This window comes from Streptomyces sp. NRRL S-118 (genome assembly GCF_000716335.1).
Taxonomy (GTDB): Bacteria; Actinomycetota; Actinomycetes; order Streptomycetales; family Streptomycetaceae; genus Streptomyces.
Genome location: NZ_KL591004.1, coordinates 115797 through 130483, shown reverse-complemented (window position 1 = coordinate 130483; position 14687 = coordinate 115797). Strand labels below are relative to the sequence as shown.

The 14687-nt window shown below is 71.1% G+C and carries 14 protein-coding genes and 1 tRNA gene; 5 read left to right on the top strand and 10 right to left on the bottom strand.

The window, feature by feature from the left end; translation table 11 throughout:
* Positions 1–86: 86 nt before the first annotated feature.
* Positions 87–1718, bottom strand: coding sequence for a PP2C family protein-serine/threonine phosphatase (locus IH00_RS0109915; protein ID WP_078887661.1), 1632 nt, complete (start codon positions 1716–1718; stop codon positions 87–89).
* A gap of 548 nt (positions 1719–2266) precedes the next feature.
* Here IH00_RS0109915 and IH00_RS0109910 point away from each other — a divergent pair.
* Together IH00_RS0109910 and IH00_RS0109905 are read left to right on the top strand one after the other, a co-directional pair.
* The gene (locus IH00_RS0109910) at positions 2267–2959 is read left to right on the top strand and encodes a bifunctional DNA primase/polymerase (protein ID WP_031071776.1); all 693 of its coding nucleotides are present in this window, start codon (positions 2267–2269) and stop codon (positions 2957–2959) included.
* 132 nt (positions 2960–3091) lie between these two features.
* Positions 3092–3745, top strand: coding sequence for a hypothetical protein (locus IH00_RS0109905; protein ID WP_031071773.1), 654 nt, complete (start codon positions 3092–3094; stop codon positions 3743–3745).
* 224 nt (positions 3746–3969) lie between these two features.
* On the opposite strand, the gene IH00_RS0109900 is transcribed toward IH00_RS0109905, so the two are convergent.
* The 3 genes from IH00_RS0109900 to IH00_RS0109890 form a co-directional block, all read right to left on the bottom strand.
* Positions 3970–4968, bottom strand: a complete 999-nt coding sequence (locus IH00_RS0109900) for a DUF5926 family protein (RefSeq protein ID WP_031071771.1) — start codon at positions 4966–4968, stop codon at positions 3970–3972.
* A 78-nt stretch (positions 4969–5046) separates the two neighbouring features.
* Positions 5047–5688, bottom strand: a complete 642-nt coding sequence (locus IH00_RS0109895) for an ATP-binding protein (RefSeq protein WP_078887660.1) — start codon at positions 5686–5688, stop codon at positions 5047–5049.
* A gap of 114 nt (positions 5689–5802) precedes the next feature.
* The gene (locus IH00_RS0109890; protein WP_031071767.1) at positions 5803–6615 is read right to left on the bottom strand and encodes a glycerophosphodiester phosphodiesterase; all 813 of its coding nucleotides are present in this window, start codon (positions 6613–6615) and stop codon (positions 5803–5805) included.
* Positions 6616–6809: 194 nt separating this feature from the next.
* Between IH00_RS0109890 and IH00_RS0109885 the strand changes: the two genes are divergently transcribed.
* Positions 6810–8288 carry a S1C family serine protease gene (locus tag IH00_RS0109885; RefSeq protein ID WP_031071766.1) on the top strand — a complete coding sequence of 493 codons (1479 nt, stop codon included), beginning with the start codon at positions 6810–6812 and terminating at the stop codon, positions 8286–8288.
* A 25-nt stretch (positions 8289–8313) separates the two neighbouring features.
* Here IH00_RS0109885 and IH00_RS0109880 read toward each other — a convergent pair whose 3' ends face one another.
* Positions 8314–8964: a DUF1579 family protein gene (locus IH00_RS0109880; protein ID WP_052411301.1), complete on the bottom strand. Its 651-nt coding sequence runs from the start codon at positions 8962–8964 to the stop codon at positions 8314–8316.
* A gap of 198 nt (positions 8965–9162) precedes the next feature.
* Between IH00_RS0109880 and IH00_RS0109875 the strand changes: the two genes are divergently transcribed.
* Positions 9163–9247, top strand: a tRNA-Ser gene (locus IH00_RS0109875).
* A 249-nt stretch (positions 9248–9496) separates the two neighbouring features.
* Here the strand turns inward: IH00_RS0109875 and IH00_RS40040 are convergent.
* Both IH00_RS40040 and IH00_RS0109865 read right to left on the bottom strand, forming a co-directional pair.
* On the bottom strand, positions 9497–9802 hold the full coding sequence (locus tag IH00_RS40040) for a hypothetical protein (protein ID WP_324615780.1): 306 nt from the start codon (positions 9800–9802) through the stop codon (positions 9497–9499).
* Positions 9803–9926: 124 nt separating this feature from the next.
* A complete protein-coding gene (locus tag IH00_RS0109865; RefSeq protein WP_031071763.1) occupies positions 9927–10502 on the bottom strand; it encodes a hypothetical protein in 576 nt (191 codons plus the stop codon).
* Between the two features lie 363 nt (positions 10503–10865).
* Here IH00_RS0109865 and IH00_RS42695 point away from each other — a divergent pair, with 363 nt between their 5' ends.
* Positions 10866–11039 carry a transposase gene (locus IH00_RS42695; protein ID WP_158827765.1) on the top strand — a complete coding sequence of 58 codons (174 nt, stop codon included), beginning with the start codon at positions 10866–10868 and terminating at the stop codon, positions 11037–11039.
* Between the two features lie 229 nt (positions 11040–11268).
* On the opposite strand, the gene IH00_RS0109850 is transcribed toward IH00_RS42695, so the two are convergent.
* The 3 genes from IH00_RS0109850 to IH00_RS0109840 all read right to left on the bottom strand — a co-directional run bounded on the left by IH00_RS0109850 (position 11269) and on the right by IH00_RS0109840 (position 14450).
* The gene (locus tag IH00_RS0109850) at positions 11269–12405 is read right to left on the bottom strand and encodes an HTTM domain-containing protein (protein WP_107064433.1); all 1137 of its coding nucleotides are present in this window, start codon (positions 12403–12405) and stop codon (positions 11269–11271) included.
* 67 nt (positions 12406–12472) lie between these two features.
* A complete protein-coding gene (locus tag IH00_RS0109845) occupies positions 12473–13021 on the bottom strand; it encodes a DUF5819 family protein (RefSeq protein WP_324615779.1) in 549 nt (182 codons plus the stop codon).
* A gap of 382 nt (positions 13022–13403) precedes the next feature.
* On the bottom strand, positions 13404–14450 hold the full coding sequence (locus IH00_RS0109840) for an ice-binding family protein (RefSeq protein ID WP_324615778.1): 1047 nt from the start codon (positions 14448–14450) through the stop codon (positions 13404–13406).
* Between the last annotated feature and the right edge of the window lie 237 nt (positions 14451–14687).

The window sequence follows — 14687 nt, the reverse complement described above, 5'->3', positions numbered from 1 at the left end:
CGACACTGAACCATCCCCATCGTACGGTCGCACCGGAGCCGCCCCCAGGGCCTTGTGTCACCCGTTCCCGGACCGGGCGCGCACGCTCACGCGAAGCGTGCCGCCAGCACCACCACGTCCTCCGTGCCGTGCGCGTCGTCCGGCAGCAGCGTGCGCAGCACGTGGTCGGCGACGGCGCCCGGGTCGCTCCGGTCGGCCCGCGGTACGGTCGCCGCCGCCGCGTGCAGGCGCGCGAAGGCCCTGTCCATGGGCTCGCCGGTGCGCCGCAGGAGCCCGTCCGTGTAGAGGAGCACCGTTTCGCCGGGCTCCGTGGTGAGCTCCACGCTCGGCGCCTCCCAGCACGCGAGCATGCCGAGCGGCGCGGACAGGGACGTCTCGATGAACTCGGTGCGCCGGTCGCCGACGATCAGCGGCGGGGTGTGCCCGGCCCCGGCCAGCACGATCTTGCGGAGGTCGGGCTCCGCGTAGGCGAACAGCGCGGTGGCGGAGCGGGCCGGCTCGGTCAGCCGCAGCAGCAGCTCCAGGTCGGAGAGGACCGCGACGGGGTCCTCGCCCTCCATCACGGCGTACGCCCGCAGCGAGGCCCGCAGCCGGCCCATCGCGGCCAGCGCGCTCGGCCCGGTGCCGGAGACCGAACCGACGGCCAGGCCCAGCGCCCCCTCGGGCAGCGGCAGCGCGTCGTACCAGTCGCCGCCGCCACCGGGGGTGGTGCGGTGCCGGGCGGCGAGCTGGACGCCCGGGACGCGGGGCAGTCGGCGCGGCAGCAGTTCTTCGGCGATCGTGGCCATGGTGGCCCGGCTGCGCTCCAGCTCCACCAGCCGGGCGAGCTGTTCGGAGGCGTACTGCCCGTAGAGGCGCACGAGGTGGCGGGCGCGCTCGGCCGGCTCGGCGGGCTCGTCGTACAGCCAGACGGCGGCGCCGAGCCTGCCGGCCCTCCCGGCGGCGAGGGGTACGGCGTAGCTGGCGGCGAAACCGAGCCGGGCGGCGACCTCGCGGTGGCGCGGGTCGAGGTGCTCGTCGGCGAAGAGGTCGGGTACGGCGACGGGATCGGCTACGGCGTCCGTGCGGGATGCGGCGACGGGATCGGGCGCGGCGCCCGTGCGGGGTGCGGCGCCGGGGGCGCGGGCGGGATCCGGCGGTCTGCCGGCGGAGGGGGCCGCTTCCCCCGGTGCGTCCGCGGAGGCGGGGCGCGGCGCCGCCTGGGGCAGCCCCTCCAGGATGCGGCCGTAGGACGTGGCGCTGCGCGGCACGGTCTCGATGGTGCCGAGGTCGGCGTGGTCGAGGCCGAGGCCGACGGTGGTGGCGGGGCCGAGGCCGTCGGCGGGTTCGAGGACCACCATGCCGCGCCGGGCGCCGACGAGCGCGGCGCCGGCGCGCAGCAGCTCGTGCAGAGCGTCGTCGAGGGCGTGGGTGCGACTGAGCCGTTCGGTGAGTTCGTGGAGGGTGGTCAGGTCGGACACCCAGCCCGCCAGCCGGTCCTGGATCAGCGCTCCGGGCGCGACCGGCGGGGCCGGGAGGCCGGGCAGGGGCGGCGCAGTGTGCGCTGGCGCGGGAACCGTTGGATCGATTCCAGCCACTTTCGGCAGGTGAGGGGCGCTCATGGCAGCCGGCTTTCCGACGGGTGCGTTGTGCTCAATAGCATCGCAAACCCCCATGTCATTCTGCGCCGCAATCACTGCAACCACATGTACACGCACAAGTAAGGGGATGTCCAGCATTGTCCCAGCAGGGCGCGCGGTGTTTACAAGGTGCTGAACTTGGCTCAAAAATGCTCCCCATGGGCGCCATTTGCGGTCGACTGAGGCCGTTCGAAAAGGGGTACAGCCCGGGACGCCGTCGGGGGACGACGGCCCGGGGAGAGCGTCATCCCGAACGTGCTGGGGTACGTAAACGGTGACGGTCCAGGGGCAGTTGGAGCGGGAACGGAACTCCGCGGGAAGCCCTGGCGTCCTCACCACAGAAGGCCGCACCCCGTCCCCGGGTGGCGGGGAAGAGCTCGGCGGGGCGGCAAGCGCCTTGAGCGCGCCACCCCTCGCCACACGTTAAATGGACGACAGCCCACGGGACGACAGCGCCCACGCTCGGCCCCGCGCGGTGTTGGTTGCCGCAGCTGAAGAGGGGCAGGCGCATGCCACCGGCACGCGTCACGCGGCACACGCCACGCGACACGGGCGGGCGGTGAGACGTCGGCTTGTACGCACAGTGAAGTAACGCACACGTGTTGTGATGTGGACCCTCGGCGTTCAACGGAAAGGAACGAGCGCTCATGCGCGAGATCCTCGGAAGGCGACGCAGGCTCCGGTTCCGGCTTAAGAGGAGGCCTGCCCACGTGGAGGCGGCGCTCCGCTGCGCCACCGAGTGGCAGTGGCCCGTACTCCCCGGTGTGGGGCTCAAGGCGGCCGGCAGCCGCGGTGACCGGGACCGCGGCTGCGCCTGCCCCGACCCCGAGTGCGTCGTACCCGGCGCACACCCCTTCGACCCCGGGCTGCTCGCGGCCACCACGGACCCGCGCATGGTGCGCTGGTGGTGGGCCAACCGCCCGGACGCACCGATCGTGCTCGCCACGGGGGGGCGTGCGCCGTGCGCGCTCAGCCTGCCGGCGGTCGCGGGCGCCCGCGCCCTTGCGGCGCTGGACGCGATGGGCATGCGGCTCGGCCCGGTGGTGGCGACCCCGACCCGGTGGTCCCTGCTGGTCGCCTCCTACACGCTCGAGCAGCTCGGGGAGCTGCTGTACGTGAAGGACTGCGTGCCCAGTTCGCTGCGCTTCCACAGCGAGGGCGGCTACCTGGTGCTGCCGCCCTCGGACACCGGAACGGGCCAGGTGCGCTGGGAGCGGGCGCCGCTCGCCGGGTCGGCGTCGCCCTGGCTGCCGGACGTGGAGGCGGTGGTGGACGCGCTCGTCGAGGCGAGCACCACCACCCCGAGCACGCCCGACGGAGGCAGCCGGCTGCGGTACTGACGTATCGCTCCGGTGCCCCTGCGTCACTCGTACGGGTGCGAGGTGGGGCGAGTTGCACGGAATTCGGGTGCGCGGTTCACGTGCGCCCGCCTTCCGTCGATATCGTCGGCGCACCGTCGAGAAGGGGCCGCCATGAATCTCCGCCTGATCGGGATCGGGGCCGTCGTGGTGTTCGCCGCGGTGCTGCCACTGGTGGCGTCCGCGGGCCCGGCCGGGTCTCCGGACCCCGGCCCCGACTCGGTGTCCGCCGCCCGTCCCCCGGCGGGCCCGGTCCCGGACTCCGGCTCCGGACCCGCTTCCGGCGACCCCCGTTCCGGCACGATGCCGGGTTCCGGTGCGCCGCGTTCCGGTTCGCCCGCTTCCGGGGCCGCCGGCGCGCCCGCGGGTGCCGCCGCCTCCGCGTCCGGACTTCTGGCCGGAATCGATGCACCGCAGGGGGCTGCCCGGTGCGGTCCGGAGCTCGCCTCGCCCGAGGGGGTCGAGGCGCAGACCTGCGTCCTGACCGAGGGGCCGGACGCCTGGGCCCGGACGTACTACCGCAATGCGACGGGGGCGGAACTGACCTCCGTGCTGACGCTCATGGCCCCCGGCGGCCGTACGGTCCGAACGCATTGCACCGTGCCGGCGGACGACGAGCCGGGCGCGTGCGAGACGCCCAGGGAGCCCCGGCGGGGAAAGTCCGCTGAATACACGGCGGTGGCGGAGTTCGCGGAGAGCGGTGACGCGGAGACGAGTCCGCTGCTGCTGCGCTCGGGAAGCAACGCCCCGGAGCCCAGGGCGAGTTGACGTCGCGGGCCGGCCGGGATCGGAAGGCGGCATTCCGCGGAATGTGAAGCGCCCGATCGCTGGCGACGGGGGATGCACCAGCGACCGGGCTTCCAGAACCGTAACAAGAGATCGGCTGTTCGCAAATTCGATCTCTGCAATTCGGTCATGGATTTACCGGCCGGTAGAGGCAATTGTGGCGGAGGTCACCGACCGGTCGGGATTACTCCGCCGTAACCAGCCGTTCAGCTCAGCGTCACCTGGCGGTTGGTGAGACCGCCGCGCGCCCGCCGCTCCTCCGGGCTCAGCGGCGCGTCGGCGGCGAGCGCCTCCGCGAGCCGCTCCGCGAACTCGGCGGCCGGCTGCTCGCAGTCCTTCGCGCCCATCGCGCTCGGCAGGTCCCACACCGGGACCATCAGGCCGTGCGCGCGGAACGAGCCCACGAGGCGGGTGCCCTCGCCGAGCGAGGACCGGCCCGCCGCGTGCAGCCGGGCGAGCGCGTCGAGCAGCTGCTCCTCGGGGTGCGGCATGACCCAGCGCAGGTGGTTCTTCTCGGGCGTCTCACACCAGTAGGCGGCGTCCACGCCGGACAGCTTCACGGTCGGGATGGCGGCGGCGTTGGCCCGCTCCAGGGACGCGGCCACCTCGGGCGACGACTTCTCCGCGGAGTCCGGCACCCAGAACTCGAAGCCCGAGTGGACGACAGGCTCGAACGACGCGTCCGGGTCGAGCAGGTCCTGCAGGCGCGGCCCGCCGCCGTCGGCAGGGGTGCCCCCGGCCGTGACGGGCGTACCCGGCTCGGCGGTCAGCGCGCGCTGGAGGGTGTCGGCGAGGTCCCGGCTCAGATCGCCGGTGGAGGTGTCGTTCTGGAGCGCCAGCAGCACCGAACCGTCGTCGCGGCGCAGCGCCGGCCACGCCATGGGCAGCACGGTCGCGAGGGTCACGGACGGCACGCCTTCCGGCAGCCCGCCCCTGAGGTGCAGCGTGACGGTCGCGGCGGGGACCAGCTCGCGCAGCGCGACCCAGTCGCACTCGCCCGCCAGGCCCTCGAAGGGCCGCTGGACGAGCTCGGTCACCGCCTGTGCGGCGGCACGGCCGTGACACGCCTTGTAGCGGCGGCCCGAGCCGCACGGGCAGGGCTCACGGGCTCCGACGACCGGCACCTGCTCGTCAGCGCCGGCGGCGCGGGCTCCGACGGTCGCTCGCGACTTCCCGGCCTTGGTCTGGGGACGCTTCTTGCCCATGGTCTGACTTCTCCCGTAACGGCGGTGCGGCACTGCTGTGTCGGCCGTGAGCCTAGTCGCACCGGACCGCCGGGAGGCTCAGTCCACGTCCCTGAACACGTCGCAGGCGTCGTACGCGTCGCATGCCTCCAGGAAGCCGAAACCGGGTCCGGCGGTGGCCGGGCCGGTGACGCGCGTAGCGAAATCGTCGCGGCGGTGCCCGCCCGTGAGGACGACCCACACGGTGACCTCGCCGGACGCGCCGTCCCGGACGCCCCAGTCCTGGGCCAGGGCGCTGATGATGTTCAGCCCACGGCCGCCGCGTGCGGTGACCGAGGGCGTGGCCGGAACCGGGCGGGTCGGACCACCCCCGTCCGTCACCTCGACGGTCAGCGCGCCCTGCGCGTCGACGCGCCAGGCGGCGCGGATGTCGCCGTCCCCGACCTCCCGCTGCCCCAGCGGCCTGCCGTGCCGGCAGGAGTTGCTGAGCAGTTCCGACAGGACCAGTACGGCATCGTCGACGACCGATTCGGACATCCCGCTCTCGCGCAACTGCTCGCGCATGCGGTTTCTCGCTTCACCCACGCCCGCAGGGCCATGGGGCACGGCCATGCTCGACGACGTGGGCACCTCTTGTGCCACCACCAACGCCACCCCCGAGACCTCCTTCGCCCCACGCCACGGAGTGAATGCCCCAATGGACTGGACCGGAAACCGGCCAATCCACATACGGTGACGCACTCGGCACGGGCGGACACGCTCCGAACGCGCCGGTGCACTCCTCGTGACGCATGGGGCTGCTGGGACGTGGCCCTCCAGGTCCCCGGGGGCCGTCCGGGTCCCCGGGGACACGGGCTACGCGCGACCCAGCTGGTTCAGGACCTGCCGAGGGCGGTTGGTGATGATCGCTTCCACGCCAAGGCCGGCGCACAGGTCGACGTCGTCGGGGGCGTCGACGGTCCAGACGTGGACCTGGTGGCCCGCCCGGTGCAGGCGGTCGACCCAGGAGGGGTGGTTGCGCACGATCCGGATGGACGGCCCGGCGATCCGGGAGCCGGCCGGCAGCCGCCCGTCGCGTACGCGCGGGGACAGGAACTGCATCAGGTACACCGTGGGGATGGCCGGCGCGGCCGCCGCGACCCGGTACAGCGAGCGGGCCGAGAAGCTCATGATGCGCACGGGCGGTGGCGTGCCGGGCCGCTGCCCCGTCAGCCCGAACCGGTCGAGCAGCTCGATCAGCCGCTCCTCGACGCGCCCCGCCCAGCGGGTGGGGTGCTTGGTCTCGATCGCCAGCTCGATGGGCCGGCCGGCGTCGGCGACCAGTTCCAGGAGCCGCTCCAGGGTGAGGACGGAGGTGTACTGGGGGTCGCGCCAGTCCGGGCTCTCGTCGGAGTCCTCGCGTCCCTTCCAGGCGCCGAAGTCGAGGGCGGCGAGGTCGGCGAGTTCGAGGGTGGAGACGGCGCCACGGCCGTTGGAGGTGCGGTTGACGCGGCGGTCGTGGACACAGACGAGGTGACCGTCGGCGGTGAGCCGTACATCGCATTCGAGGGCGTCGGCGCCGTCTTCGATCGCCTTCATGTACGCGGCCAGAGTGTGCTCCGGGGCCTCCTCGGAGGCGCCTCGGTGAGCGACGACCTGGATCGTGTGCTGCTGCCGTGCGTGGGTCACCGCGTCATGGTGCCAGACCGGCGGCGGGCGGGGGCCGGACACCGGACCGGCGTCCGATTCGCCGGAAATAAAGGAGGGAAGCGCAATACACAGGTCCGGCTTACAGTGGCCTGACGGCCTGTGGGAAAAGCTGACTGCGACGCTTGCCGGGAAAGCGTGCCGAGAGACGACGTGGAATTCGAGGAGAACGAGCTGTGAGCACCGAGAACGAGGGCACCGCGTCCACACCTCCCGTGCCGCCCTCCGCATCCACGCCCGACCCCGCGGGCCCGGCCGGCCCGCCGCCGGCCGCCGCCCCGACGCCCGCGGAACCCGCACCGGGGTCCCCGCCGCCCGCCGCGGCGCCGACGCCCGCGGGCCCGGGTGCCGGTGCGCAGGACCGTACGGGCGCCGGGGCGCCGACCCCGCCCCACGGGCACCCGCAACCACCTGCGTACGGCGGCGGCAGTGGCGCCCCCTGGCCCCCGGCGCCCCCCGCCCCGCCCACCACCGCGGGCTGGGGAGCCCCGTTCCCGGCGACCCCCGGCGCGCCGCAGGCCGGCCGTCCGCGCTCCGGCCGCGGCGGCCTGGTCGCTGCCGTCCTCGTCGCGGCCCTGGCGGCGGGCGGCGTCGGCGGCGGCATCGGTTACTGGGCGGCCGAGCGCAGCGACGGCACCGCCACCACGTCCACCACCGTCGCCGCCGGCGAGGCGCCCGCCGACTTCAAGCGCGACCCCGGCACGGTCGCCGCCGTGGCGAACAAGGCGCTGCCGAGCGTCGTGACCATCGAGGCGAAGTCCGGCGGCTCGGACGAGGAGGGCGGCACGGGCACCGGTTTCGTGTACGACAAGGAAGGCCACATCCTCACCAACAACCACGTGGTGGCCTCGGCGGCGGGGGGCGGCACCCTCTCCGCGACGTTCTCGAACGGCCGGAAGTACGACGCCGAGGTCATCGGCCGCGCCCAGGGGTACGACGTGGCCGTGCTCAAGCTCAAGAACGCTCCCTCCGGGCTGACCCCGCTGCCGCTCGGCAACTCCGACCGGGTCGCGGTGGGCGACTCGACGATCGCGATCGGCGCGCCGTTCGGCCTGTCCAACACGGTCACGACGGGCATCATCAGCGCCAAGAACCGGCCGGTGGCCTCCGGCGACGGCGGCGGCAAGAACTCGTACATGAGCGCGCTGCAGACCGACGCCTCGATCAACCCGGGCAACTCCGGCGGCCCGCTGCTGGACGCACGCGGTGCGGTGATCGGCATCAACTCCGCGATCCAGTCCCCGGGCAGCGGCGGCCTCGGCTCCGCGCAGGCCGGCTCCGTGGGTCTCGGATTCGCCATTCCGGTCAACCAGGCGAAGAACGTCGCCGAGCAGCTGATCAGGACCGGGCAGCCGGTCTACCCGGTGATCGGCGCGACGGTGAACATGACCGAGGAGGGCGAGGGCGCCACGATCGCCGAGCAGGGCGCCGGCGGCACGCCCGCGATCACCCCGGGCGGCCCGGCCGCGAAGGCGGGCCTGAAGCCCGGCGACGTGATCATCAAGTTCGGCAACCGCGCGATCGACAGCGGCCCCACCCTGATCAGTGAGATCTGGACGCACCAGCCGGGCGACTCGGTCCCGCTGACCTACAAGCGGGGTGGCAAGGAGAGCACGGTCCAGGTCACGCTGGGCGAGCGCAAGGGCGACAGCTGACCGTCCACCGGCGGCCCGGCCCGGCTCAGGAGCGGCGGTAGACCACCCGGTCGACCAGCCGCTCCCGCTGCCCGGGCGGGGTGAAGTAGAGGTCGACCGTGTGGCGGTCGGCGGAGTCGATCCTGAAGACGGTCCGCATCGGGATGGTCCGGCCCGTGTACTCGGGCCCGAGGATCCCCGGGTCGGTGAACTCGCCCGGGACGGAGATCTCGGTGGCCGTCCCTGTTCCCGGCAGGCCCCGGTAGGTCATGGCCGTGGGCGTGACGCTGTCGAACGTGGTCCACTCGTAGCGCCGGTCGATGGTGGAGTACCCCATGATCCCGATGCGGTAGTACGGCCGCCCGGCCAGCGTGCCCTCGGTCCGCTCCTCCAGGAAGCGGCCGCCGGTCTTCTCGATCCAGCGCACCTTGACCCTGATGTCGCGCGAGACGACCGGCTCGCCGCCCGTGCCGAGCACGTAGTTGTACTTGGTGGCCTTCCAGTTCCCCACGAGGGGGTCGAGCACTCGGTGGTACGGCCCGGGCCCGAGGACGTCGTCACCGGCGGCCGTCCGCACGGCGGCGGGCACCTGCGCCGGCGCGGCGGAGGCACTGAGCGTGCCGCTGAGCCCGACGGCCACCGCCAGCGCCCCGGCGGCGAGCCAGCGCTTGTTCACCGGATGGTTCTCCCTGGGCATGGACGCTCCTCCCGTACGACACCGAAGTCCTGCCGTCCCGCGAGGATCATGCAGCACAACTCGCCGCCGTCGCAGGGGAATCGGCCCCTGTCTCGCATCGCAGGACACCTGCCCCGTCCCACCCCGCCCGGCCCCCCGCCCACCGGGCGCCCCCAGCCGGTAGGCTGTAGCCGCCCCTCCGCAGGTGGGACGGGGCAGGGTGGGTTGCCCGAGCGGCCTAAGGGAACGGTCTTGAAAACCGTCGTGGCGCGAGTCACCGTGGGTTCAAATCCCACACCCACCGCAGCAGGTCAGCGTATGCGCTGGTCATAGGGGGCGCCCCGGTCGAGGGGCGCCCCTTTCTCATAGGCCCTGTCTCTCCTTGTTCCGCCTCTGTCACGCCGTTGACCAGCGTGTGTGGACCAGGCGTGGACCGAGATCCGAAAGCGGGAGACGGCATAACCGCAGGTCAAGGCTACTGGCCAGAAGATCGCCGTGGACCCGGCTCCAACACGAAAGACGCCACCCCGCCCGTGAGCGCGGTCCGGCTGCCCTACTCCTCCTCTGCCGCCTCCAAGGCGCGCTGGATCTGCTGGTTCGAGCGCTCTTGGGCGCGGTGAATGGCCTTGGCGTAGAAGCGGAAGAGAACAGCGATGCTGGGGCCAGCTCGGCGGGCCACCTCGGCCGGAGATACACCGGACTCCAGCCAGAGAGAAACACCAGCAGCGCGGAGTCCGTACGGCACCTCGGCAAGAGGGGTATCGATCTCATGCGGGAGGAGGACGGCTTCGCGAGCGGCCTTCCAGACCTCGCCGTATTCCTTGGACAGCAGGTGTCCGCCCTGCACGGCGCGGAACAATCGGCCGTCCTCGGCGGTGCCGAACTCCTTGATGTGCTCACGACGCTGCGGCTTCTCATGGCTGAGATCGAACAGTCGTAGAGGAGGTTTAGGACCAACGATCCGATGGTCGGCGAGATACCCCCTAGTCGCAGACGCGGAAGCCGTATGCGCGGGCGCTGGCCCGTCGCTCGGCTATGGCTTCCTCACTGGTGGCTTGCTCCAGCTCTACTTGCGCCCCGTCAGTGTCTCCGCTTGCCCAGAGGTCTCGCATGCGCGTCAGCCGGGCTACGTCGGCGTACTGTTTCTCGATAAAGACGTCAGCCTGGCCCGTGTCGCCGACCGGTGGCGTCATGGCGTGCCACTCGTCCGCCATGTTGGTGGCAAGGCGGATGAGAGTGGTGAAAAGCTCCCAGCTCAGTTCGGCGTCAGAGGTGGTGTGTTTTTCGGCCTGGCGGGTCCACTTCTGGCAAATGGCGTCAGCCGCCTTGATGTACTCGGCCTTCGTGGGCGGCTGGTCATCTGCGGATGGCGTTACTGGAGCGGGCCGGGGCGCGATCTTCTGCCTCGGTGTGGCGCCCGAGTCGGCCGTCTGGTCTTTCACGGCATTGCCTGTGTTCTGGTTGCCGCAGACCGAGCCGGTGCAGTTGTTGCAGCCGGTGACGACCAAGAGTGTCATCAAGCCGGCGCCCAGTCGGCCGGCCGCTGATCTGAGGTTCACCGCACTCACCTTGTCGGGGAAGGCGTGGAAACTACGACCTCGTTCTCCCTGTTGTCGTCGCCGCAGACCGCCCCGGTGCAGTTGTTGCTGCTGCCTCCCACGGTGTTGGTCACGGTGAAAATACCGATGACTCCCAGGGCGACTACCCCCAGCGTCACGATCAGCCTGGTCCAGACTTGACGGCGATCCACGCCACTCATGCCAACCATGCGTCCCCCTCGGCCCGTTGGTGCGGCCATAGTGGCACAGGTCACGTTCGGTCGACGTGGAATCGACCGAGCTGCTTGCCCAACGAGCCGCCCAGTATGGACATCCGGTGACGCGTCCCAGCGCTGCTCCCGATCGGCACGCCGACTCAGGCTGGTGTCGGCACGGACCCCGCTCGACAAGGCCGTCTACCGCCGCCGCAACGTCGTCGAACGCTGCGTTCACCGGCTCAGGCAATGGCGTGCCATCGCCACCCGCTACGGCAAACGTCCCGACCGCTACCTCGCCGCCATCGCCCTCGCCAGCACGCTCATATGGCTCGACACATGATCGACAGGACGCTCCCTGGCGGACCAGCTGTGGACCACTATCGGCCCGTAGGCGCGGTTAGGAAGGGAAAAGGCCAGGTCACATAGTGTGCAGTCCCCTGAGCCACAGCCCTCTTGAAAACCGTCGTGGCACGAGTCACCGTGGGTTCACATCCCACACCCACCGCAGCAGGTCGGTGAAAGACCAGGTCAGAGGGCGGGCACCCAGCGCGTGGGCCCGCCCTCCGCGTTCACTTCGTCTCACCGTGCATCCGGTCCGTCCCCCCCTCCGACCCGTGATGCGGGCCGGTCGCGGGGCACACGGGCCAGTGGACCGGTCCCGGCTGGGCCGGTACGAGTCCGGCTTCCGGTCCGGACGGTGTCTGCCGTACGCCGGCACCGGTGCGCCGGGCCGCACGCCACCGGATCAGTCCCGCAGAGCGGTAGAAGCGGTCCGGCAGGAAGACCGCGTCAGCGACGATCATCGCGGCGGAGAAGAGCGGGAGGCCCAAGAGCACCGCGATCCCGACGTGCATGGTCAGCAGCATGACCAGGATGGGGTACTTGAGCCTGCCGAACAGGGCGAAGGGGAACGCGACCTGCAGCAGCACGGTCAGGTAGCAGGCGGCCGTGAGGAGTGCCTCATGGCTGTCGACCAGGTGGGAGAGCGTGGGCCAGGGCTGGAACATGTCGAGGTTCAGGGCGTAGTGCAGGGCGGTTCCGTTGCCCCAGGTGCCACCCTGCACCTTGTACAAGCCCGCGGAGCCGTAGAGGAAGCACACCTGGGCGGCGATGACGAACATCCCGCAGTTGTGCAGGACGGTGACCACGCCCAGGCGGGCCTCCCGGAGGTGGCGCCGGAGCTCGCCCGCGGCCTGGGGAGAACGGGCTGTCTCGTTCCCGGCAGCCGCTCGGAGCCTGGCCCTGCGTGCGTCGAGGGACCAGCGTCGGCCGCAGGCGGTGAAGACGAGGTAGACGGCCATGAGGAGGATGAGGTTGTCCCCGCCGTCCGTCATGAAGATCGCCCGGGCATGGAACGAGGCCACCACGACGGCGAACAGGACGGACACTGCCCTGGTGCGCCAGCCCAGCATGAAGAGCGCCGACGTGACGACGGCCACCGCGTAGCAGACCTCGAAGTACGCGCGGCTGTCGGACAGGGTGAGAATGCTGACCCATCCTGTCTGGTCGAACAACTGCCGCGCCAGCGCGGGCGTCCACGGCGATCCCGGCCCCCAGATCTCGTCGCGGTGCGGAAATTCACGCAGCAGGAACACGAGGTAGAGCAGGCCGTATCCGATGCGCAGCACCGCCGCCGCGTACACGGACACCGGACGCTCGACCAGGAGGGCGAGGAGCGCAGGGACGCGGTCCAGCAGCCGCTGCATCCCTCCGCGGGCACCCGCGTGCTCCGGGCCGCACGTGCTGGGCGCGGGCGCCGTGGTGGGGATCGGTTCAGCGTGTGCCATGCGGGGCCACCTTCCACCAGGGCAGGTAACGGGTGTCCACGGGCGGCATGGTGACCGGGCGGCCGTTCCCCGCCGCACCGGGGGGACCCACCGGCACCGTGACGACACGGAGTTGGATGGAGTCGAACGGTTCGCCACCACGGTGGTCGGCGACGCGATCGGCGGCGATGTTGCGCAGGTACTGCTGGATCACCACCCCCCGCTCCGAACGTGGCTGGTCGTCACCGCCCAGCGTTTCGAGATAGGAGCTCCAGGCCCGGCGCAGCATGTTCTGCGTCGTATGGCTCGGAAAGGGGTTGTGCTCGATCGCGGAATTGTCCACACCGCTCAGGTCGAACCAGCCGCTCACCTGCACGGTGCCGTTCGGAGCGGTTCGCATGGTCCTCGCCGAAATCTGGCGGTTGACCGACTCGGGGTCCGGGGCGAAGAGTCGCCAATTCTGCTCGAACACAGGAAGGACCCACGCGTTGATCTGCTTGCTGTACTGCTGTGAGATGGCATTCACAGGCGCCACATGGAGAAAAATCAGAGCCACATGAACAAGCGTTACGGCCACGCACAGCACTACGGCGGCCCAGGTGGCCGCCTTCAGGGTGCGACCCGGATTCCCCGAATCGCCATGAGGAGCAGGGGAAGCACCGCTCCGGCCGCTCCCGGACGATCCGGATTCCGGGTGATCCGGTTCCTTCGCTGCCACTGATTCGACGCCGCCCAGCACGGCCCCACCCGGCCTTCCCATCCCGACTGTTCATTTTCCGCTTCTTCCGGATGTCGCGCGTGGCGCGCGACGTGATCGATGACGATCCGTCGCGCGCCACCTGTCCCACTCATGAATGCGGCCTCCTGCCGATCCGCTCAGCCTGCCGCAGGGCCTGTGTGGGACTCGTTGCCGTGGTTCTCGCAGGTGTGCGGGGAACTCACTTGCTGCCGTAGCCGCCGGGTTCACCGGAATGCGCCGGCTTGCCGGGCTTGTCGTCGTGCCCGTTGCCGGGCTTCGCCGGCTTGCCGGGCTTGCCGTCATGCCCGTTGCCGGGCTTCCCCGGCTTCCCCGGCTTGCCGGGCTTGCCGGGCGGCTTCTGACCGCCTCCGCCCGTGGTGCCGCCGGTGGTGACACCGCCCACCACGCCGCCGGTGGTGGCGCCGCCGGTCGTGGTGCCGCCGGTGGTCACGCCGCCGACAACGCCGCCGGTCGTGGTGCCCCCGTTCGTACCTCCGGTGGTCCCTCCGGTCGTGGTGCCTCCGTTCGTACCTCCGGTGGTCCCGCCCGTGGTGCCCCCGTCGCACGCCGGCCGGGTGATCGTGTTGGTGTCCAGCGTCACGGAGCCGTTACGGGCCAGTGCACGGCCGACGATGTCCGCGTCCGTGGTGGCGGTGATCGACGTCATGGCCATGATGGTGCCGACGAAGTCGGTATCCGTACCGAGGGTGGCCGAGCTGCCGATCTGCCAGAACACATTGCACGGCGAGGCGCCGTTGATGAGGCTCACATCACTGGCGGAAGCCGTCGTCAGGGCCGAACCGACCTGGAAGACCCAGATGGCGTCAGGATTGCCCTGAGCGTCCAGGGTGAGCGTGCCGGTGAGACCGAGGGTGGTCGACGCCGTGTAGACGCCCGGGACCAGCGTCAGACCGCCGGCATCAGGAGGAAGCGCGCCGTCCGAGGCCTGTCCGGCCGCATTGTTGTACGCGGCGACCAGATCGCTCTTGGCCTGGGCGGCGACCGCGTCCGCGGAGTGGAATGTCCCGTTGACCAGACCCGGCGGGAAACCGGAAATGGCCGTCCCGGGATGCACTCCGACATCTCCGGTGATGACCGAAGGCCCGGTGTTGGTGACCGACTGACCGGCCAGGACCGCGAAGCTGTCGGCGGTACCCAGAGGTACGGGCAGAGCGATCGCATTTGCCCGGGTGGGCGTCACCGCTACGACGACGGCGGCAATCAGCACGGTGAGTACTGCCGCCAACCAGGCTGTTGTTCTGCGCCATTGAGGCGCGTCAGGGGTATACAGCGTCATGGAGAAGCCAGCTCCTGAGGGGTGGTGGCGCGTTCAGGGAATTCCGGACATCCGGAATCGCCCCTTCTGTCGGCTGGCATATTACGTAGACAACTGTCCGTTGTTGGGATTCGCCGAGGCGATTTCGACCGAGACCACCATATGCATCAATGGAATATAAGAAGAATGGGCTGGATGGCGGAAAGC

Excerpts from the sequence above, each read along its gene's own strand:
- IH00_RS0109915 (WP_078887661.1), bottom strand. The coding sequence starts at position 1,718 with ATGCTGGACATCCCCTTACTTGTGCGTGTACATGTGGTTGCAGTGATT.
- IH00_RS0109910 (WP_031071776.1), top strand. The coding sequence starts at position 2,267 with ATGCGCGAGATCCTCGGAAGGCGACGCAGGCTCCGGTTCCGGCTTAAG.
- IH00_RS0109905 (WP_031071773.1), top strand. The coding sequence starts at position 3,092 with ATGAATCTCCGCCTGATCGGGATCGGGGCCGTCGTGGTGTTCGCCGCG.
- IH00_RS0109900 (WP_031071771.1), bottom strand. The coding sequence starts at position 4,968 with ATGGGCAAGAAGCGTCCCCAGACCAAGGCCGGGAAGTCGCGAGCGACC.
- IH00_RS0109880 (WP_052411301.1), bottom strand. The coding sequence starts at position 8,964 with ATGCCCAGGGAGAACCATCCGGTGAACAAGCGCTGGCTCGCCGCCGGG.
- IH00_RS0109850 (WP_107064433.1), bottom strand. The coding sequence starts at position 12,405 with ATGCAGCGGCTGCTGGACCGCGTCCCTGCGCTCCTCGCCCTCCTGGTC.